The organism is Sphingomonas sp. Ell38C01 (genome assembly GCF_055231975.1).
Window position 1 is genome coordinate 945,354 of the sequence record NZ_JBUYVA010000001.1, and the last position, 21,129, is coordinate 966,482.

Genomic DNA, 21,129 nt, shown 5'->3' on the forward strand with positions numbered 1-21,129 from the left:
TCTTGCGGCTGGCGGCAAAACGGAAACGCGTTGATCCTTAGGAGAATGGCGGGCCGGCTCGCTCCTGTCCACCTTGCCGGCGCGGTCAAGGCGGGCCGGGCCGGGCCGGCAGTTCGAAGGATCCGGCCTTCGCTTGCGTGTCGTTGCCGAGCGAGAGCCATATGTCGACGATGCCGGGCTCCGCGCGCACGACCCCGTCCGATCCCGGGAACGCCAGGTCGCGAGGCACGAGCGTGAGGCGGACGCCTTGCGATTCGCCGGGTGCGACGCGGACCCTCTCGAACGCCTTGAGCTGGGTGACGGGCCGTGTGCGGCTGGCGACGCGCTGGTGGACGTAGAGCTGGACGAGGCCCTGCGCGTCGCGGTCGCCTGCATTGCGGACGGTGGCGGTGATAGCGATCTCGCCGTCCCATGGCAGGAGCGGCGGCACCGCGATCCGCTCGATCACGAGGCGGCCATAGGTGAGGCCGTGGCCGAACGCGTAGAGCGGGCGATCCGGCGCGTCGCGCCAGTGCGCGCGGCCGGGCTGCATCGGGTCCGCATCGGGTGCGGGCCGGCCGGTCGGCTTGTGATCGTAGGACCAGGGCTGCTGTCCGGTCGACAGCGGAAAGCTGACGGGGAGGTGCCCGGTCGGCGCGGCGATCCCGAAGAGCACGTCGCCTACCGCGTCGCCGGTCGCCTCGCCGAGGAACCACGTCGCCAGGATCGCGCGGGCGTCGCGCGCCGCGCCCTCGAGTGCGATCGCGCGACCGTGGCGCAGCAGCACGACGACGGGCTTGCCCGACGCCGCGACCGCGTCCGCCAGCGCGCGCTGTGCCGCGGGGATGCCGAGGTCGGTGCGGCTGTTGCCCTCGCCCGACATGTCGCCGGCTTCGCCGATCGCGAGCAGCACCACGTCGGCGCGATCCGCCGCCGCGCGTGCGCGCGCGATGCCGCCGGGCAACGCCTCGTGCACGCCGGATCCGGGCTCCACCTCCAGCAGCGCGGGCGAGGCGAGGCGTGCACCGATGCCGGTGGCGAGGTCGACGCCGGCCTTCGCGTCCCCCGCGAACGACCATGGGCCATTGAGGTTCGCGCGGTCCGCGCCGAACGGGCCGATCAGCGCGATCCGCCGGCCATCGCGGGGCAGGGGAAGGAGCTCGCCTTCGTTCCTGAGCAGCACGATCGCGCGCGTCGCGACCTCGCGTGCCAGCCGGCGGATCGCGGGGCTGCGCGTCTCGCGCCGCTCGACCGCCGCGTCGATCGATCGGAAGGGATCGTCGAACAGCCCGAGCGCCTCCTTCAGCGCCAGCACGCGTCGTACCGCCCGGTCGACCGCGGCGAGCGGCACCGCGCCGCGCGCGAGCAGCGCGGGGAGGTGGCGGTTGTAGAGCCCGCTCTGCATCGACATGTCGACGCCCGCGAGGATCGCCAGCCGCGCCGCATCGGCCTCGTCCCGCGCCACGCCGTGCGCGATCAGCTCGCGATCGGCGTCGTAGTCCGACACGCAGACGCCCGCGAACCCCAGCTCGCCGCGCAGGATCTCGGTGAGCAGGTGACGGTTCGCGGTGACGGGCACGCCGCCGAAATCGGTGAACGACGCGATCGTGGCGCCCGCCCCCGCCGCGAACGCGTCCGCGAACGGCGGCAGATAGGTCTCGCGCAGTTCCGCCTCGCTCATGTCGACCGTCGCATATTCCATCCCGCCGCGGACCGCGGAATAGCCCGCGAAATGCTTCGGCGTGGCGAGGAGGGCGTCGGCGCGGCGCAGGTCCGGCCCCTGGAATCCGCGGACGCGGGCGGCGGCGAGCAGGCGGTTCAGGTACACATCCTCGCCTGCGCCCTCGGCGACGCGGCCCCAGCGCTGGTCGCGCGCGACGTCGACCATCGGCGCGAAGGTCCAGTGCAGCCCGCCCGCGCTCGCTTCGCGCGCGACCGCGCGGGCGGCGCGTTCCGACAGTGCGGGGTCGAACGCGGCGGCTTCGGCGAGGGGGATGGGGAAGATCGTGCGGCAGCCGTGGAGGACGTCGGCGGCGAACACGAGCGGGATCTTCAGCCGGCTTTCCCGTGCGGCCTGTTGCAGTACGCGCGCCCCGGCGACGCCGTAGCCGTTGAAGACCATGCCGACGCGTCCGGCGCGGATCTCAACGAGCAGCGCCGCGGCGGTCGTGGGGTTCACGACCGGGTTGAACACCGCGCCGACCGGGCGGACATCGTCGTTGAAGCAGCTGAGCTGCCCCGCCTTTTCCTCGATCGTCATTGCCGCGATCAGCGCTTCGATCTGGCGCGCGGCGGCGGTGGCGGCGGCGGCGGTGGTTGGGCGCGGCAGCGTCGCGGCGACGGCGAGCAGGCCTGCGCGGGCGAGCAGCGCGCGCCGGTCGAGCGTCACCGCGGCGGCCGCAGCGCCAGGAAGACGGTGCTCCAGAGTTGGGCGGCGTTCGATTCGTCGGCGTCGGCGGACGATGCCCCGAACGGCGCCACCGCATAGCGGCCGTCCCCGTAGCTCCACGACCAGAGTTCGGAGGTGCGCACGCTGCCCGCGCCGTCGATCGCGCGCCACAGCCGCGCGCGCGCCGCGATCAGTTGCGCGCGGACGGGCGGCGGCAGGTCCTGCCGCGCGAGCTGGCGGTCGAGCCCGGCGACGAGGATCGCCTGCTGCCACGACCAGATCACCGTGCCGTGGTACGCGCTGGCGCCGAACCGGGCCTGCACCGCAGGAGGCGCGAAGGCGGGGTTCGCGACGAGCAGGCCGACATCGGTCATCAGCCCGGCGGGGAAGGGGCGCATCATCGCGGCGACCGAGCGGCCCAGATCGGCGGCGGGAGGATCGGTGAACAGCAGCGCAAAGCCGTCGTCCGAATGGATCACCGGGACGGGCTTTCCATCGGCGTCGAGCGACAGCGCGTTGAACGCGAGTGGGGCCGAGCCGAGCGATGCGAGCGCGGGCGCCGCGGGTACGCCGGTCTTGCTCGCATAGGCGGCGACGGCGGTTCGCGCGGTTTCGTTGGGGAGGGTCAGCGCGAACAGCGGCGGTGCGGATCGCCGCCAGACCGCGGCCTGCGCCGATGCCTTCGCCAGCGTCGTCCGTTGCGCTGCCGTGCCGTAGCCGGCGAGCAGGCCGCTGTCCGCGAAGCGCGCGATCGCGGTCAGCGCGGCGGGCGCCCAGACCGCGTTGACGTCATAGGCGTAGCGACCGCGCCCCAGCCCCTCCTCGCTGTCGCGCCATTGCCCGGTCCGGCGGTCGTCCTTGAGCGCGACGAGACGGTCGACCGCGGGGCGCTGCGCGAACGCCGCGGTCCGCTCGACCACCCAGGCGAAGTTGCGCGCGATCAGGTCGCCCTGTCGCTGGCCGTTGCCGGCTGGCGCGGCGAGGAAGGCGGCCGCGCGGTCGCGCCCGCGCAGCGCATCGAGCAGCCACGCGCCCGCGACGGGCGCGAGCATGAAGTCGTCGTCGACCATCGCATAGTCGTAGACCGGGGTGGCGACGCGCCCGTGCCCCTCCGCGGCGTTGCGCAGAACCGCGAACTCGCCGATATCCTCTTCGTGCGCGACCTCGCCGTTGGGCGCGAGCCGGGCGAGGACCGCGCCGAGCCCGTCCTCGACCGCGGCGGGTTGCAGGACGGGCATCAGCAGCCGGAGCGACATCAGCGTATCGCGCCCGAAATAGGTGTCGAACCGCCACGATCCGGCGAGGTACTTCTCCTTGTACGACAGGAAGGCGAGCGCGTTGCGCGCGCGTGCGTCGGGGCGGGCGGCGTCGGTCAGCAGCGCGGCGCCGTCGAGCGGGGTCAGCGGCGCCTCGCCAGTCAGCGCGATGATCCGCATGCGGATGCGTCCGCCCTTGCCGACGATTGCGCCGCTTTCGATGCGCGCGCCGTCCAGCGGTTCGATCGCGAGCCGGTAGCCGGGGGCGCCGTCCAGCCGGTCACGCGACCAGACCAGTGCGCCGCGAACGACTGTCGGCGCGACGTCGATCTCGGGCGGCGCCTTGCCCAGTGCTTCGTAGTCGCGCAGCACGCGCACTGACGAGAGCACCGCGCGGCGGACGTCGAGGCGGCCCGCATCGACCGTGGCGGTGGCGACGATGCCGCGGAGCGGGCGGCCCTTGGCATCGGTGTCGGTCAAGGGCTGCGGGGCGGTATCGAGCGCCCAGGCGACGGGCCGCGCGGTGCGTGCGAACCACAAGGCGACGCCGCTGTTGCCCGCGGGAAACGCCGCGAGGATGCGCGGATCGGTGCCCGCGCGCAGCAGCAGGTGCGCGGCGACCGGCCCCTTGCGGACGAACGCGTTGATGTTTCGGCCCTCGTCGATGCGGAACGCCAGCGGGGGAGCCTCGCGCGCGTCCCGCGCGGAGCCGGCGACGCTGCCGGCCAGTGCGGCCGCCAAGGCCAGCGCGGAGGGAAGGCGGATCATGCGCAACGCCGGTTCCGATCGTGGAGCGGGGCCGTACCCGGGAAACGAAAAGGGGCGCGGCGGGGGAAGGCCGCGCCCAGGGGGAGATCAGAAATCGAAGCGCAGGCTCGCCACCGCGTTGCGCCCGTTGATCGGCCGCGCGAAATAGAAGTTGGAGCCGGTATTCTCGACGAATCCGCCGCGCGGATTGCCTTCGGTCAGCCCGATCACGTTGCCGATATTCTCGACGCTGGCCGACAGCGACACCGCGTCGTCGAGCCGGAACAGCACGCCCGCCGAGAAGACCGAATAGCCCGGCAGCTCCAGCGAGTTCGACACGTCGGCATAGATCTTCCCGATCCGCTTCCAGCTGCCATAGATCTCGCCGCGGTTGCCCGGCAGCACGATCGCGGGGGTGACGTTGACGTTGAGCGCGGGGGTGCGCTCGGGCCTGTTGCCGCCGAACCCCTGGACGGTCGCGCGCAGCCCGGCGTCGATCGTGTTGATGTCGACCACCACGCCGTTGCGGCGCGCGATCAGGTCGCCGATGCTGATGCTAGAATCCTGGATCACGCCGCTCGCCTGCAGGCGGAACCACGGCGTCGGACGCAGCGTGACGTCGAACTCCCCGCCATAGACCTTGATACCGGAGTTCGCGGTCAGCTGCTGCGTGATCGTCACGCCGTTGACGGTCGTGTTGATGTCGCGCGACTGCGGATAATCGAGGAACTTGGTGTAGAAGCCCGTGATCGACGCCTGGAGCATCTTGCTGGAGTAGCGCACGCCCGCTTCGGCGAAGCGCAGGTTGGTCGGCTCGTTCTGCTCCTGCGCCTGGAAGCCGGTGGCGTAGCGGCCGTAGACCGCGAGGCGATCGGTGACGAGGTAGTTCGCGCCGAGCGTCCAGGCGACCTTGTTGAATTCCTTGCGCTGCGCGGTGTACGTCCCGTCGAAGCTGTTGCTGATATAGTTGTTGGCGATGATGTTGTCGTTGTCGACCAGCAGGTTGCCCTGCGCATCGAACGTGCCCGAACCCGCGATCGGGGCGCGGCCGACGGTGTTGCCCGCCAGCCGGTTGAACACGAAATGCTCGAACCGCGCGCCGCCGTCGATCCGCAGCTTGTCCCACAGCGTCAGCTGATCGGTGGCATAGCCCGATATCGAGGTGAACTTGGCCCGGCTCGCGCCCTCGCCGAACGTGCCGTAGTTGAGGAAGCCGTTCTCGCTCAGCGATCCGACCACGCCGCCCGCGGCGTTGAGCGCGACGACGTCGACGCGGCGCGCGCGGTCGCGCACGTCGGTCAGGAAGGTGGAGGCGCCGATCGCGTCGTTGTAGCGGCTGGAGCGGGTGAAGAGGCCGCCGATCGTCAGCGCATTGGTCGGCGTCTGCCACGTGATGCCGGTGTCGCTGTTGAACTCCTTCACCGACGCGCGGTTGCGGCCGATGACGCTCTCGGCGACCAGCCCGTTGCCGTTGATCGCGTTGAGCGCGGTGGCGCCGGTAATGACCTGGCCGGTATCGACATAGCGGATGCCGAGCCGGGTGGCGCCCTGCGGCGCGAACCGCGCGAGCGTCTGCGCGCTGGTCGGGTTGGTCGCGAGGCGTTCGGAGGCGAGCTGGAGCCCCGAATTGTCGTAGGAGAAGATCGAATTGAAGTCGGTGCCGAAATTCGTGTAGCGGCCGCGCGCGAAGAAACTGACGTCGCGGCCGAACTCCTGTGTCAGGTCGTAGCCGTACGACTGCGATTTGGTGTGGACGCCGTCGTTCAGGTCGATGTCCTGGAACGCGCGGCCCGTCGTCGGGGTGGTGCGCGTGCGGACCAGCGAGAAGTCGCGGCTCTGGAGCAGGCCGTGCGTCGCGGACAGGCCGGGGATCGACTGCGGATCGCCCACCCCCGTCAGCGGGATGCCGACATAGAAGATGTTGCTGTCGTCGACGACCTTGGCCGACAGCGTCAGCTTGCCGCCCGTCCAGCGCTGCGCGATCGCGCCGCGGAAGAGGAAGCCGTGATTGGCGTCGTAGCCGGGATCGCGGATGCCGTCGTCCTTGCGGTAGAAGCCGCCGACCGAGATCGCGGTGTTCTCCGCGATCGGCCGCGTCATGAACGCATCGACGCGCGCGGTGCCGAAGCTCGACGTGGTCAGCTGGAAGGTGCCGCCCGACGTCTCGAAATCGGGCTTGCGCGTGATGAAGTTGACGGTCGCGCCCGCGCCGTTGACGGTCAGCACGCCCGACGAGCCCGAGCGGACGGCCTCGAGCCGGTCGATCGACACCTCCTGCTTCAGGATCGTGTCCGACAGCGCGTTGATGTAGAAGACCGGCAGCCCGTCTTCCTGGAGCTGGACGAACTGCTGCCCGCCGCCGGCCAGCCCGCGGACCGAGAAGTTGTTCGAGACCTCGCCCCCCGATCCCTCGACGAAGATGCCCGGGATCAGCTCGAGCGCCTGCGCGGTCGAGCGCGGAGCCTTGCGATCAAGGTCTTCGCGCGTGGCGACGGTGATCGCGGACGACGAGGTGAGCACGGTCGTGCCGCGCGCGCGGGTGCCGGTCACGACGATCTCGTCCAGCGCGTTCTCGGCCTGCTGCGGCGCGGGCGGGGTGGAGGGATCGGCCTGTGCCGGGGCCGGGTCCTGCACGGCGGCGACCGCGCCCGCGGCGAGTACTGCGGTGCGCCCGTCGAACGAGACGACGCGCAGCCGCGAGGCGCTGGCGATCCGCTTCAGCCCGTCCGCGACGGCGAGCGGGCCCTTGATCGCGGCGATCCGGCGCCCGCGCGTCGCATCCTCGGGCGCGATGATCTGGATGCCCGCCTGCCGCGCGAACGCGACGATGCCGCTCGTCGCGGACTGCGCGGCGACGTCGAAGTGGCGGACCTGGCCATAGGCGGCGGCCGGCGTTGCCGACACGAGCGCGATGACGGAAACGAGCCCGAAATGGAAATGCGAACGCATGAATGATCCCCTGCCTGTGCCGAACGCATCTCGGGTGCGTCTGAAGCCAAGGATGCGTGGGCGCGCGGTTTCCGTCAGCCGGCCGCCGCCAAATCGCGCCGCGCGACGCGACCTCGCCTTACGCGACCCGCCTTACTCTACGATGCGCAGGTCGGTGCCGTCGCGCTCGATCCGCGCGCCCGTCATCGCCGCGGCGGATCGGGCGAACCCGTCCATGTCGTCGGTGCGGAACCAGCCGACGATGCGCCGTTCCGCCAGCGGCGTCTCGACCGACAGGCGCCGCGTGTCGTAGCGGTTGAACTCGGCTGCCGCATCGCCGAGCGTCATGCCGTCGAGCACGATCTCGCCCTTGCGCCAGGCGAGCGATTCCGCCGGGTTCGCAGGCTCGACCGCCGCCTGCGCCGCGCCGGCCGCGTCGGCGACCACGACATGCTTGCCGCGATCGAGCAGCACGAACCGTTCGGGTGCCGCGACCGACCAGATCCGCACGCGCCCCTCGGTGACCGTCACGTCCGCGCGCCCCGCGAGCCGCCGGACCGCGAACGCCGTGCCGACCGCGCGGATGCGGATGTCGCCCGCCGCCACGACGAAGGGGCGCGCCTTGTCCTTCGCGACCTGGAACCACGCTTCGCCATCGTCGAGCGAGACCGATCGCGCGTCCCGCGTCATCCGCACGCGCGTATGGCTGGCGGTGTTGAGGAGAATCGTCGATCCGTCGTCGAGACGCGCCACGCGACGCTCGCCGACCGCGGTCGCATAGCCCGTGTCGTGGTCCGCCGCGATCCAGACCGCGCCCGCGAACGCCGCCGCGATGCCGAGGCCGCCTGCGGCCGCGATCCATCGTCGCCTCGCCGGATCCCGCGGGGCGGCAGCCAGCGCCTCGTCGTGCCCGATATGCTCCCACACCGCCTGCGCCCGCAGCAACCCGCCGACGCGTCGGGGGTCGGCCGCGGTCCAGGCGTCGATCTCCGCGGCGAGTGCCGGGTCGTGCGGGGTCCGGTCGAGCCGCGCGACGAAGCGGGCAGCGGCCGCATCGATCGCGTCAGGATCGTCACGCATCGCGGCGGCTCCTCCTGGCCCGGGGCAGGTCTTCGCGATCATCCTCGCAGAGTCCGCCCAGGATCGTCCTCAGTCCGCGCGCCAGATCGTTCTCGACGATCGTCTCGGTAATGCCGAGCTGGCGCGCGATGTCGCGCTGCGACAGCCCCTCGAACTTGCGCAGGCGGAAGATCGTCCGGCTGCGGTCGGGCAGCGCGGCGAGCAGCCGCTCGACCCGCGACAACAGCCCGCGCCCCGCCACGATCCGCTCGGGCGAAAGCTGGTCCGCCTGCCCGTCCAGCGCGCGTTCGAGATCGGCGGCGGAGCCGACCGCGTCGATCCGCACCACCCGCGCCCGGCGCACGTCCGCCAGCACCACGTTGCGCGCGGTCTGGAACAGATAGCGCCGCGGATCGCGGATCCGCGTCACGTCGTCGATCGCTGCTAGCCGGCAATAGGATTCCTGCACCACGTCATCCACATCGATCCGGGGAAAGGTGCCGCGCAACCACCGTCGCAGCGCGGGTTCGTGCGGCAGGATGTGCCGCGCGACCCAGGTCACGAGTGGTGTCGTCATCGGCTCCGGCCTTCCCCCCTGCCGCATGGATGCGCGGCGCGACGGTTTCCGTCACGCGATCCGTCGGGACGGTGATGCGTCACGACGCGATCGTCGCAGCGGTGGCGGGCTGCGTCGCCGACAGCTGGCCGATGAGCGCGGCGCCGAAGCGCGTCGCGATCGCGGCGCCCTGTGGATATTCCGTCGCCAGTTCGACGCGGTGATACAACACCAGTCGGCGGCGAAGGACGGGCCGGTTGAGCGGCACCAGCACGATCCCCTTGAGCGCCGAGCCGAGCGTGTAGAGCCGCGGCATCACCCCCACCGCCAGTCCGGCGCGGACGAGCCCGAACAGCGAATCGACCTGGTCGATGCGGTATCGGGTGGAGGCGCGCAGCCCCGCCTGGCGCATCGCGGCGGAGACGAGGTCGCCGATGCTGCCGCCGGAGAAATGCACCACCTCGTGCCCCGCCAGCATGCTCCACGACAGCCGGCGGACCGCCGCGAGCGGGTGCCCGGTGGGCACCGCGAGCAGCATCTCGTCCTCCATCAGATCGACCGTGACGAACGCGTCCTCCCGGGCGCCGCCGACGCAGACCGCGAGATCGAGCGCGCCGTTGCGCAACTGCTCGACCAGCCCGTCGCTCTTGCCGTCGCCGACATGGAAGCTGACGCCGGGCACCGCGCCCAGCGCGGCCAGAGTCTCCGCGACGACCGGGACGGCGGAGGGGATCGCGCCGATCCGCACGATCGATCGCTGCCTCCGCGCGGCGTCGCGCATGTCCGCGAACGCGTTGTCCGCGGTCGTCAGCAGCCGCCTCGCATGCGGCAGCATCGCGCGGCCCGCGTCGGTCAGCGCCACGCTGTGCGTCGTCCGATCGAACAGCCGCACGTCGAGCAGCGTCTCGACCTGCCGGATCGCGGCGCTCAGCGCGGGTTGCGACACCGCCATCCGGTCCGCCGCGCGACTGAAGCTGGCGGTATCGGCCAGCGCCGCGACGAAGCGGAGCTGGCGCAACGAAATCGCATCGACGCGGGGGGCGGGGCCGGGCATCACGGCCATAAGCTGGGCCTATGAAACCATAAGATCAAACAGTTTCCGTTTACTGCGACGACGGCATAGCCTGCAAATCGCGGATCGAACGCCGACCTACGAGCCGATCGACCGCGACGCAGGACCACAGGCAGGAACGTCGCCGGGATACAGTGCCGAAACAGGCACGGTTCCGACGAGGACGACAACGAGAAACGCAAAAGAACCGTATCCGGGAGAGCGATGACCGTCGGGCGTATGCCAGCCAAGGGGGTTCCACGCCGATGCCGTCCACGATCGATCCGTCGCGCCGCGCGCGCAAGTCCGCCCTGCTCGGCATGGCCTCGTTGCTCGCGCTGACGGGCGCGCCCGCCTTCGCGCAATCCACCCCGTCCGAGCCCGGGACGACCGCCGCGCAACCGGGTGCCGCGCCCGCGGACGGATCCGGCGACACCGAGGGAGGCGCCATCGTCGTCACCGGATCGCGCATCCGCAATCCCGACGCGACCAGCGTCAGCCCGGTCAGCAGCGTCGGCGGCGCGGAGATCCAGTCGCGCGGCGCGACGCGGATCGAGGATCTCATCAACACGCTGCCCCAGGCCTATGCCGACCAGGGCGGCGGCAATCGCGGCGGCACCGTCGGCGCCAGCGGCACCGCGACGATCAACCTGCGCAACCTGGGCAATCAGCGCACGCTGGTGCTGATCGACGGCCGCCGGCTGATGCAGGGCGATCCCGCGCGATCCTCCGCGCAGGCGGCGGACATCAACAACGTGCCCGCAGCCCTTGTCGAGCGGATCGACATCGTCACCGGCGGCGCGTCTGCGGTCTATGGATCGGATGCGATCGCGGGCGTCGTCAATTTCGTGCTCAAGCGCAATTTCGACGGGTTGCAGGCGGATGCGTCCGCCGGGGTCTTCACCCACCGGAACGACAATTCGATCCAGTCGGTCGCGCGGGCGGCGGGGCGACCGGTCACCGATCGCGACACGATCGACGGCGGGCAGCAGACGCTGTCGCTGGCGTTCGGCAAGACCTTTGCCGGCGGGCGCGGCAACGTCACCGGGTTCGTCTCGTATCGCAGCATCGACGGCGTGGGCACCGATGCGCGCGACTTCTCGACCTGCAACCTGGCCGCGTCGGTCGGCGGCTATACCTGCTCGCTGTCGAGCGCGACCTTCCCCGCGCAGTTCCAGTTGACGAACCCGACGACGGGCGCGGTGCGCTCCACCGTCACGCTCGACCCGGCCACCGGCAACAGCTTCCGAACCTACCGGACATCGGACGGGTTCAGCAACGGCCCGACCTATGACGCGCAGGCGCCGGACAAGCGCTACAATGCGGACCTGTTCGCGCATTACGACTTCTCGCCCGCGGTGACGGCGTATGGCGAGTTCATGTTCATGCGCGACGATGCCGACGTCCGTATCTCGCCGACCGCGGTGTTCTCGGTGCCGCAGAGCATCAACTGCAGCAACCCGTTCCTGTCGGCCTCGCAGGTCGCGCAGATCTGTACTTCGGTAGGGCTGGGCGCGACGCAGAACGCGAACGTCATCGTGTCGCAGCGCAACGTCATCGACGGATCGCGGCACGACTATACGCAGCACACCTCGTATCGCGGCGTCGCCGGGCTGCGTGGCGATTTCGCGCCGGGCTGGCATTATGACGGCTATGTCCAGTACGGTCGCACCGACTACAACTCGCGCGTGACGAACGACTATTCACTCGCCAAGTTCGCGAAGTCGCTGCGCGCGGTGCGCAACGCGGCGGGGCAGATCGTGTGCGAGTCGGCGCTGAACGGCACCGATCCGGCCTGCGTCCCGCTCAACATCTTCACGATCGGCGGGATCAGCGACGCGGCGCAAAGCTATGTCCGCAACACCGTCTATCGCACCGGCTATACCGAGGAGAAGATCGCCAGCGTCTCGGTGACGGGGGATCTGGGCTTCGGCAGCCCGATCGCGAACAACCCGATCGGCATCGCGGTGGGCGCGGAATATCGCGACGAGATGCTCAGCTTCCAGCCCGACACCTTCTACAGCACGCGCGACGTCGCAGGCAATTCCGGCGGCGAGTTCCCCATCTCGGGCTCGTTCAACGTCAAGGAGGTCTTCGGCGAGATCCGCGTGCCGCTGGTCGAGCGGCGGCCGTTCTTCCACAGCCTGTCCGCCGAAGCCGGCATCCGCTATTCGGACTACAGCATTGCGGGTTCGACGACCGCGTACAAGGCGGGTGCGGAGTGGAGCCCGGTCAGCGACCTGCGCTTCCGCGGCAGCTTCCAGCAGGCGGTGCGCGCGCCGAACCTCAACGAGCTGTTCGGCCCGCAGCGCGGCGTGACCGCCGCGATCTCCGATCCGTGCGAGGGCGCCGTTCCGCGCGCGACCGCGGCGCAGTGCGCCTTGTCCGGCGTCACCACCGCGCAATACGGCAACATCGCCGCTGCGGCAGGGCAGCAGTCCGGCGCGCTGGTCGGCGGCAACCCGAACCTCGAGCCCGAGGTGGCCTATACCAAGTCGTTCGGCGTGCAGGTCGTCCCCCGCTTCCTGCGCGGCATCACGCTCGGCGTCGATTATTTCGACATCAAGGTGAAGAAGCTCATCACCAACGTGCCCGCGGGCATCACGCTGACGCAGTGCGTGAACACCGGCGTGTTCTGTTCGCTGATCGTGCGCAATCCCGCGACCGGGTCGCTGGTGAACGGCGGGCGCGTCATCACCACCAGCGTCAACGCGGGCTATCTGCAGACCAAGGGGCTCGATATCACCGCGACCGTCGCGCAGGATCTGGGCGACATCTTCGGCGGCAACCTGGGACGAATCAACCTCAATTTCGCAGGCACGCATACCGCGAAATACGAGGTGCAGATCCTGCCCGGTTCGCCCACCTATCGCTGCGACGGGCGCTTCGGCGTCACCTGCGGCCAGCCGATCCCGCACTGGCGGCACCGCCTGCTCGCCAGCTGGACGTCGCCGGGCGGGGTGACGCTGTCGGGGACGTGGCGCTATATCGGCGCGACCACGAACGACAAGGAAAGCACCGCGCCCTACCTGACCGCGGCGTTCCAGCAATATGATCTCAAGCTGAAGTCGGTGAACTATTTCGACACCGCGGCCTCGTTCGATGTCGGCAAGGCGCTGACGCTGCGCGGGGGGATCAACAATCTGCTCGATCGCGATCCGCCGCTGACCGCCAGCACGGGCGGGCAGACCTCGAACGGCGCGTTCTTCGCGGGGATGTATGATTCGCTCGGGCGCTATGTGTTCGCGGGCGCGACGGTGCGGTTCTGATGCCAACCGATACCCGATCCAGTGCCGTTCGTTTCGAGCGCAGTCGAGAAACGCTGCGCAGCGTTTGGGGTACGTTTCTCGACTTCGCTCGAAGCAAGCGGAGAGGAGGAGCGATCTGCTTGTCCTTCGCCTTGGCCAGCCTGGCCGCACCCGCCGCGGCGGAGCCGGAGAAGACGAAGATCTTCTTCGACAACGACTTTCTCGGGCCCGGCCAGAGCAACATCCAGGCGCTGATCCCGCTGCTGCGCGATCCCCGGGTCGATCTCGTCGGGATCGGTGTCGTCACCGGCGACGCGTGGCTGGAGGAGGAGACGCAGCACGCGCTACGCTTCCTCGAGATCGCGGGGCGGCCCAAGGTCCCGGTCTACATGGGCGCTGAGATGCCGTTGATGCGCGATCAGCGGGAGATGGCGAACTGGGAGACGCGCTATGGCCGGATCCCGTTCAAGGGTGCGTGGAGCACGCCGCGGCCCGGTCGCACCTATCACCCCGACGATCCCGCGCTGGTGCCGCCGATGCCCGAGGGCGCGCCGCGCATCACCGCGCAGACCGAAAGCGCGGTCACCGCGCTGATCCGCCTCGTCCGCGCCAGTCCGGGCAGGATCACGATCGTCGCCGCGGGCCCGCTGACCAACATCGCGCTCGCGGTGCGGCTCGCCCCCGACCTGCCGCGGCTGGCCAAGGAGATCGTGATCGAGGCGGGCAAGGTCGATACCGCGATCGCACGCGCGACGGGCAACACCGATTACGCGACCGATTTCAACTTCCTGTTCGATCCCGAAGCCGCGCACATCGTGCTGCGCGCGCCGTGGCGGCGGATGACGGTGATGGGCAACGTCACCGCCGCCGCGAAGGCTACCCCGGAGGTCGTCGCGCGGATCGGCGCGGCGAAGACGCCGGTCGCGACCTATGTCCAGACCTATGCCCGCCTCGGCCAGCCGCTGTGGGACGAGATCACCGCCGCGGTCGCGATCGACCGCACGCTCGTGACGGAGGAACTGGTCGCGCGGATGGATGTCGATACGCTGCCCGGCCCCAGCTATGGCCAGCCGGTCATCTGGAAGGACGACATGGCGCCGAATGCGGGCGAGCGCCCCGTCCACATCGTCCGCGCGATCGACGTCGACCGCTTCCTGACGAGCTTCGTCGCGCAGGCGTCGCAGTGAGCCAGGCGACGATCTGGCTCGATCGCCGCTTCGCGCTCACCGAACGCGGGACGACGGTGCCGCGCGAACTGCTCGCCGGGCTCACCACGTTCCTCGCCGCGGCGTATCTGGTCGTCGTCATCCCCTCGCTGCTCGCGACCGGCGGGATGGATCGCGGCGCGGCGACGACCGCGGCGATCCTGCTGATCGCAGGGGGCAGCGTGCTGATGGGGCTCTACGCCAACCTGCCGTTCCTCGTCGGCCCCGGCATCGGCGGATCGGTGATCCTGGGCGTGACGCTCGCGCAGGTGGAGGGGATCGCGTGGCCGACGGGGCTGGGCATCGCCTTTTGCTCCGGGCTGTTGTTCCTCGTCCTGACGCTGACGGGCGCGCGCGGGATCGTCGTGCGGATGGTGCCGCCGCAGATCAAGCTGGGGCTGGGCGCGTCGATCGGGCTGTTCATCGCGATGCTGGGGTGTCGGGATGCGGGGATGGTCGCGGTGAACGCCAGGACCAATGCGCTGATGCTCGGCGATTTCGCGCAGCCCGGGCCGGTCGTCGCGCTGATCGGGCTGGCGGTGGCGATCGCGATGCAGGCGCGGCGGATCCCGGGCGCGATCCTCGCCGGGATCGTCGTCGCCGCGCTGGTCGGCATCCCGCTGGGGCTGACGAAGCTGCCCGACGCCGCGGTGTCGCTGCCGCATGCGATCGCGGCGACCGCGCTGCGGCTCGACCCGCTCGGCGCGATGACGCTGGCCGCGCTGCCCTACCTGTTCGCGTTCTTCGCGGCCGAGTTCTTCTCGACGCTGGGCACCACGCTCGCGGTCGGCGCGAAGGCGGGGCTGACCGATGCCGACGGCAACCTGCCGCGGATCGAGCGGCCGTTCCTCGTCGACTCGATCGCGGCCACGATCGGCCCGCTGCTCGGCATCCCCGCCGCCACCGCGCTGGTCGAATCGGCGGCGGGCGTCGAGGCGGGCGGGCGCACCGGGCTGGTCCCGATCGCGGCCGCCGCGCTGTTCCTGTGCTGCCTTGCGGTCATGCCGCTCGCGATGGCGATCCCGCGCCAGGCGACCGCGCCCGCGCTGATCCTGATCGGCATCTCGATGCTGGGCACGATCCGCCATCTCAAGGGCGACGACGTGACGGACCTGTTGCCTGCGATGGCGATGGTGCTGCTGACGTTGATCTCGAACAGTTTCGGGACGGGCATCGCGGGCGGTCTGCTCGCCCATGTGCTCGTCCAGATCCTGGCCGGGCGGTTGCGGCAGGTGCCCGTGGGCTTGCTGATCCTGTCGGTGCCGCTCGCCTATTATTTCTATGTCGCCGCCACCGCGCACTGAGAGCAACATGACCAACGCCTCGATCGGGAACGTGCCCGACTCCCCCCTCGCGCGTCCGGTCGACGAACGCCTGCGCGCGTTCTTTCGCGCGATCCCGAAGGTGGAACTCCACTGCCACCTGCTCGGCGCGGTGCGGCGCGAGACGTTCGTCGAGATGGTCGCCGGCCGGAACGCGCCGATCGACCGCGAGACGATCGACGCCTTCTATCGCCGCGACGCGAAGCCGGTGGGCGTGCTCCAGGTGCTGCGTGCGCTCGAGCGGCACCTGCTGCTGGCGCCGTCGGACTTCCACCGGATCACCTACGAGTATCTGGAGGATGCCGCGCGCGAGGGCGTGCGCCACGCCGAGTTCTTCTGGAACCCCACCGCGACGCTGCGCGACACCGGGCTCGCCTATGCGCCCGTGCAGGACGGGATCGTCGCGGGGATCCGCGACGCGGCGCGCGACCACGGCATATCCGCGCTGCTGATCCCGAGCATCGACCGCGAGGCGGCGCCCGAACTGGCGCTTCACATGGTCGAGCAGATGGTCGCGCATCGCGACGACGCGGTCGCCGGGATCGGCATCGACTACCGCGAGAACGACCGGCCGCCCGAGCTGTTCGCGGACGCGTACGCGCTGGCCCGCCGGTCCGGGCTGAAGACCACCGCGCATGCCGGCGAGTTCGGGATGCCGTGGACGAACGTCGCGACCGCGGTGGACCGGCTGCACGTCGATCGCGTCGACCACGGCTATACGATCGTCGACAACCCGGAACTGGCCGCGGCGTATGCCGAGCGCGGAATCGTGTTCACCGTGGTGCCGACCAATTCCTATTATCTGCGTACGCTGGCGCCCGAACGCTGGGCGCTCGATCATCCGATCCGAAGGATGGCGGCGCTGGGCCTGCGGCTGCACCCCAATACCGACGATCCGACGCTGCACCGCGTGACCCCGGGGGGCGCATGGGAGCTGATGTACAGCCATCTGGGCTTCGACCTGGCGGCGTTGCGCGCGATGATGCGCAACGGCGTGGACGGCAGCTGGGCGTCGGATGCGGCCCGGGCGGACTGGCGGCGGCGCTGGTCCGACGAGTTCGACGTGCTGGTTCGCGCGACGACCGCGAACGGCCACGGGGACGTATCGCAAGGCTGAGCTTCGGGGCAGAATGACGTGGGGTCCGCCCGACAGTTCGTTTTGTGTTCGTTTCGGACCCTTTGACTGCAAAGGCAGGCGCTCAGGACAAGCCAGGGTCGTCCCTTCGCTCGAACAGAAGCGGGACCCCGGATCCAGTCCGGGGTGACGGGGCCTTCCGGGGTCGTCATGAACGGCCGGGTCGGGTTTCGTCGACGATCGCCGGCGTTCCCCAGGTGAACTCGCCATCTGGCATACGGCGTCGATCGAGTTGCACCGGCATTTCGACCGCGGTCAGGAAGCGACCGTTTCGGAAGTCGGCCGCGACGATCCCGGAGCGCCATGTGGGGTCGCCATAGGCACCGTCGGGCTTTCGGGTCTGGAAGATGAAATTGCCGAGCCCGTGATAGATGGCGCCGCCGCGATACATCTCGCTGCGCTGCACCTGCGGCACGCCGTGCCCGACGAAGGCGGCGGCACCGGCATCGATACAGGCGCGCGCGAAGACCCGCTGGAAGGCGGGGGGCTGCGTCCGGTCGGGCTCCCAATGATGGTTGTGGAGGCACATCAGCACGGTCGCGCCCGACGCTCGCGCGGTGCGGATCGCCGACAGCGTGCGTGCGACGTCCTCGGCGTCGAGCATTCCGTCGGGCCGGCGGCGGAGTTCGGCGACGCCCGCGCGCGTGGCGGTGGCCGCCGCCCCGTCGCGGATCGCGCCCGTCGCGGCGGCGACGAGCGCGACGGCGCCGCGCGACGTCCGGACTGTCGCGGCGGCCGATGCACGCGCAAGATCCGCGCCGGTGCCGGCATGCGCGATCCCGCGACGGTCGAGTTCTGCGATCGCCGCCATGATGCCGCCGGGGCCGAGATCGGCGGCGTGGTTGTTGGCGGTGGTGACGAGCGTGACGCCGAGCATACGCAGGCAATCGATCACCTCTGCGCCGGCGGCGTGGAACACCTCGCCTTCACGGGCCGGCTGCCCGGCCCCCGGCGCCTCGATCGCGGTCTCCAGATCGGTGAAGACCACGTCGAACGCCGCCAGCCGCTTCGCGATCGCCGCCATGCCGGGCCAGCCGATGCGGCACAGGTCGCGCTGGATCAGCGATTGCCCGAGCAGCGCGATCCGCAGTGGTGCGCGCGGTGCCGCCATCGCGCGCGGCGACAGCGATGCGGCAAGCGCCCCCCCGATGAGACGACGACGATCGACGATAGGCGTCATGGCTGCCCTTCCCGCATGTTCGCGGGCGATCATATCCGATGGGTGCCGCTGCGGGGAACGTCATACCGCCGCGGGTATGAGGCGATGAAGCCTCGTCATCCCGTTTCGCATCGGCGCGGGACTGATACCGTGGCGCCGAATCACGACAGCGGGGGCAAGGGCGATGACGGATCTTGGGACGGATCTTGGGACGGATCTTGGGATGGGGCGCGCGGCGCGGCTTCGGCACATGGCGCTGGCGACGAGCGCGCTGACGCTGTTCGTCGCCTCGACCGCGACGGCGCAGGTGGCGCAGCCGGTGGTCGCGGCACCGGCGGACGAGCCGGCGCCGGGCGAGGAGATCGTCGTCACCGGATCGCGGATCCAGCGGCGCGACGCCGCGACGGTCGGCCCGCTGCTGACGCTGACCGCGGACGACATCGCCAAATCGGGCACCGCGTCGCCGGGCGAACTGCTCCAGCGGCTGCCCTCGGCGGGCGTCAGCCTCAATTCGAACGGGACGCAGGGGACGTCGTACGGCGCGGCCTCGATCAACCTGCGCTATCTGGGCGGGGGCGAGGGCAGCGGGAACCGCGTGCTGGTGCTGGTCGACGGGCATCGCTGGGTCGATGCGGTGGGGCAGCGCGGGTTTCGCGACTTCGTCGACCTCAACACGATCCCGATGGGGATGATCGACGGCGTCGAGGTGCTGAAGGACGGCGCGTCGGCGATCTATGGCGCGGATGCGATCGCGGGTGTCGTCAACATCAAGACGATCCGCCCGTTCGACGGCATCCGCGCCTCCGGCCGATCGGCGCTGACCGATCGCGGCGACGGGCAGGAATATACCGGCATCCTGAACGTCGGGAAGCAGTTCGGCCGCGCCTCGATCATCGTGTCGGGCAGCTATTACAAATCGGAGCCGATCCTGACGTCTGCGCGCGCGCGGACCGCGGTGTCGCTGGTGCCGGTGACGACGCCGGGGACCAGCCCGGCGGGGCTGTTCATCCTGCCCGGGCTGGCGGCGAACACCTATTTCGGGACGGCGGCCGGCTTCGCCGCGGCGGCCGCGCCGGTGACCTATACCGGCACCGGTTACGGCGCGGGCGCGCTGGCGGACAATGCGCTGCGCACCGCGGCGCTGCCGGGCGACTTCTACAACACGCAGGCGCAGGGCATCTATTCGACCGGGCCGTCGGAGCGGTACGGCGTCTATGCCCGGCTGGGCTATGCGATCACCGACGACATCAACTATCATGTCGAGGGCCTGTACAACCGGCGCACGTCGAACCAGCTGTTCTCGCCCGTGCTGCTCGATATCGGCGGGACGGCCGGAACGGTGCGCGGGTTCGCGATTCCGAACAATCAGGCGTTCAACCCGTTCGGCACCGCCAACGGCGTGCCGGCCGCGAATGCGCTCGCCTTCGCCGGGACCTCCGCGTTCCGCATCCGCAAGGTGCTGACCGATTTGGGCAACCGCGACAACCGCCAGGATGTCGAGACGTACCGCGTCGCGGGCGGATTCGACGGCAAGTTCGCGCTGTTCGGCCATCGCTGGAGCTGGGACTTGTTCGGCAGCTATGCGAAGAACACGATCCAGTCGACCGCGCTGAACGGCGTCAACTACGACGCGCTGTTCCTGGGGCTGGGCAGCCCTGCGACCTGCGCGGCGGCGGCGGGATGCGTCCCGGTGAACCTGTTCGGGCCGATGACCGCGGCGGCGGCGGATTACATCCGCTTCACGACGCGCGAATCGAACTACACCGAGCTGTGGAACGCATCGGCCAACGCGACGGGGACGCTGTTCGCGCTGCCCGCGGGCGAGGTCGCGCTGGCCGTGGGCTATGAATATCGGCGCAACAAGGGCGTCGACCGGCCCGACGCGTTCGCCAATTCGGCCTCGGCGTTCCTCAACCCTGTACTCTACACGCGTACGACCGCGCAGACGCGCACCGCGACCAGCGGCAGCTACGACCTGCACGAGGTGTATGGCGAGCTGTCGGTGCCGATCCTGAAGGACTCGGCGATCGGCAAGAGCCTCGATGTGAACCTCGCCGCGCGCTATTCGCGCTATTCGACGGTGGGTGGCAAGGTGACGTTCAAGGCGGGTGGCGGGTATCGCCCGGTGGAGGGCGTGCTGCTGCGCGGCACCTATGCGCAGGGGTTCCGCGCGCCGTCGATCCTCGAGCTGTACCAGGGCGCGCGGCAGACGAGCTTCCAGGGGACCGATCCGTGCAACGGCGGGGCGGCGACGAACGCGGCGCTGGTCGGCTGCGCGGGCGTGCCGGCGGGGTACAACCAAGCGAACTTCAACCTGAACGGGCTGATTCCCGGCGTCATCAGCGGCAATACGCAGCTGAAGCCCGAGACGTCGGACAGCATCAGCGCGGGGATCGCGCTGACCCCGCTGCCGGGCCTGGCGCTGACCATCGATTACTACAACATCAAGGTGAAGGACGCGATCGCGGCGCAGAGCGCGACCCAGATCCTACAGCTGTGCGCGCGGCGCGGCGGCATCTTCTGCGACCTCGTCGCGCGCGACGCGTCGACGGGGGCGATCCTCCAGCTGTTGCAGGGATCGCAGAACCTCGCCTCGATCAAGACCGACGGCGTCGACGCGACGCTGCGCTACGATTTCCGCACCGGGATCGGCAAGATCGGCGCGGTGCTCGACGCGTCGTATCTCGGCTCGTTCCGCACCGTCTCGCCCGATCCCGCAACGGGTGCCACGATCGTCGATAACCGCGCGGGCAAGGGCGACCAGCCGCGATCGACCTATCCGCGGTGGAAGGGGCAGGCCTCGCTCAACTGGGCGAACGACGGCATCGATGCGGTGCTGCGCGGGCGTTATATCGGGCCGACGACCGACATCGCGAACGCGGTGAAGGACAGCCGGACCGCCGCGATCACGTATATCGACGCGGAGATGGGGTTCGACGTCAGCGGCGGGCAGGCGCGGTTCGGCCTGGGCGTCAACAACGTCTTCGACAAGGCGCCGCCCGCGTCCTACGCCAACGCACCGATCAACTATGATATCTATACCTATGATGCGCGCGGACGCTTCCTCTATGCGCGATTCTCGGTGAAGCTGTAAC

12 protein-coding genes are annotated in these 21,129 nt (G+C 70.2%); 5 read left to right on the forward strand and 7 right to left on the reverse strand.

All coding sequences use genetic code 11. From position 1 onward, the window contains the following. Positions 1 to 85 precede the first annotated feature (85 nt). The 6 genes from ACV7NO_RS04565 to ACV7NO_RS04590 form a co-directional block, all read right to left on the reverse strand. Positions 86 to 2,368, reverse strand: coding sequence for a glycoside hydrolase family 3 N-terminal domain-containing protein (locus ACV7NO_RS04565; RefSeq protein ID WP_463404836.1), 2,283 nt, complete (start codon positions 2,366 to 2,368; stop codon positions 86 to 88). Then, positions 2,365 to 4,392, reverse strand: coding sequence for a glucosidase family protein (locus ACV7NO_RS04570; protein ID WP_463404837.1), 2,028 nt, complete (start codon positions 4,390 to 4,392; stop codon positions 2,365 to 2,367). Before ACV7NO_RS04570 ends, ACV7NO_RS04565 begins: the two co-directional genes overlap by 4 nt. Before the next feature lie 87 nt (positions 4,393 to 4,479). Further along, a complete protein-coding gene (locus tag ACV7NO_RS04575) occupies positions 4,480 to 7,320 on the reverse strand; it encodes a TonB-dependent siderophore receptor (protein WP_463404838.1) in 2,841 nt (946 codons plus the stop codon). A 132-nt stretch (positions 7,321 to 7,452) separates the two neighbouring features. After that, positions 7,453 to 8,379 carry a FecR family protein gene (locus ACV7NO_RS04580; RefSeq protein WP_463404839.1) on the reverse strand — a complete coding sequence of 309 codons (927 nt, stop codon included), beginning with the start codon at positions 8,377 to 8,379 and terminating at the stop codon, positions 7,453 to 7,455. Beyond that, entirely contained in the window at positions 8,372 to 8,935 is a 564-nt protein-coding gene (locus tag ACV7NO_RS04585) for an RNA polymerase sigma factor (RefSeq protein WP_463404840.1), read from the reverse strand. The genes ACV7NO_RS04580 and ACV7NO_RS04585 overlap by 8 nt, the downstream gene beginning before the upstream one ends. Before the next feature lie 79 nt (positions 8,936 to 9,014). Continuing rightward, positions 9,015 to 9,977 carry a LysR family transcriptional regulator gene (locus ACV7NO_RS04590; RefSeq protein WP_463404841.1) on the reverse strand — a complete coding sequence of 321 codons (963 nt, stop codon included), beginning with the start codon at positions 9,975 to 9,977 and terminating at the stop codon, positions 9,015 to 9,017. 254 nt (positions 9,978 to 10,231) lie between these two features. Here ACV7NO_RS04590 and ACV7NO_RS04595 point away from each other — a divergent pair, with 254 nt between their 5' ends. The 4 genes from ACV7NO_RS04595 (at position 10,232) to ACV7NO_RS04610 (ending at position 16,857) form a co-directional block, all read left to right on the forward strand. After that, a complete protein-coding gene (locus tag ACV7NO_RS04595; protein ID WP_463404842.1) occupies positions 10,232 to 13,234 on the forward strand; it encodes a TonB-dependent receptor domain-containing protein in 3,003 nt (1,000 codons plus the stop codon). Positions 13,235 to 13,353: 119 nt separating this feature from the next. Then, positions 13,354 to 14,400, forward strand: coding sequence for a nucleoside hydrolase (locus tag ACV7NO_RS04600; RefSeq protein WP_463404843.1), 1,047 nt, complete (start codon positions 13,354 to 13,356; stop codon positions 14,398 to 14,400). Then, a complete protein-coding gene (locus tag ACV7NO_RS04605; protein WP_463404844.1) occupies positions 14,397 to 15,722 on the forward strand; it encodes an NCS2 family permease in 1,326 nt (441 codons plus the stop codon). Before ACV7NO_RS04600 ends, ACV7NO_RS04605 begins: the two co-directional genes overlap by 4 nt. A 7-nt stretch (positions 15,723 to 15,729) precedes the next feature. Beyond that, positions 15,730 to 16,857, forward strand: coding sequence for an adenosine deaminase family protein (locus ACV7NO_RS04610; protein ID WP_463404845.1), 1,128 nt, complete (start codon positions 15,730 to 15,732; stop codon positions 16,855 to 16,857). 166 nt (positions 16,858 to 17,023) lie between these two features. Here ACV7NO_RS04610 and ACV7NO_RS04615 read toward each other — a convergent pair whose 3' ends face one another. Then, on the reverse strand, positions 17,024 to 18,055 hold the full coding sequence (locus ACV7NO_RS04615; RefSeq protein WP_463404846.1) for a CapA family protein: 1,032 nt from the start codon (positions 18,053 to 18,055) through the stop codon (positions 17,024 to 17,026). A gap of 202 nt (positions 18,056 to 18,257) precedes the next feature. On the opposite strand from ACV7NO_RS04615, the gene ACV7NO_RS04620 reads away from it, so the two are divergent. Further along, entirely contained in the window at positions 18,258 to 21,128 is a 2,871-nt protein-coding gene (locus ACV7NO_RS04620) for a TonB-dependent receptor (protein WP_463404847.1), read from the forward strand. Position 21,129: the final 1 nt, after the last annotated feature.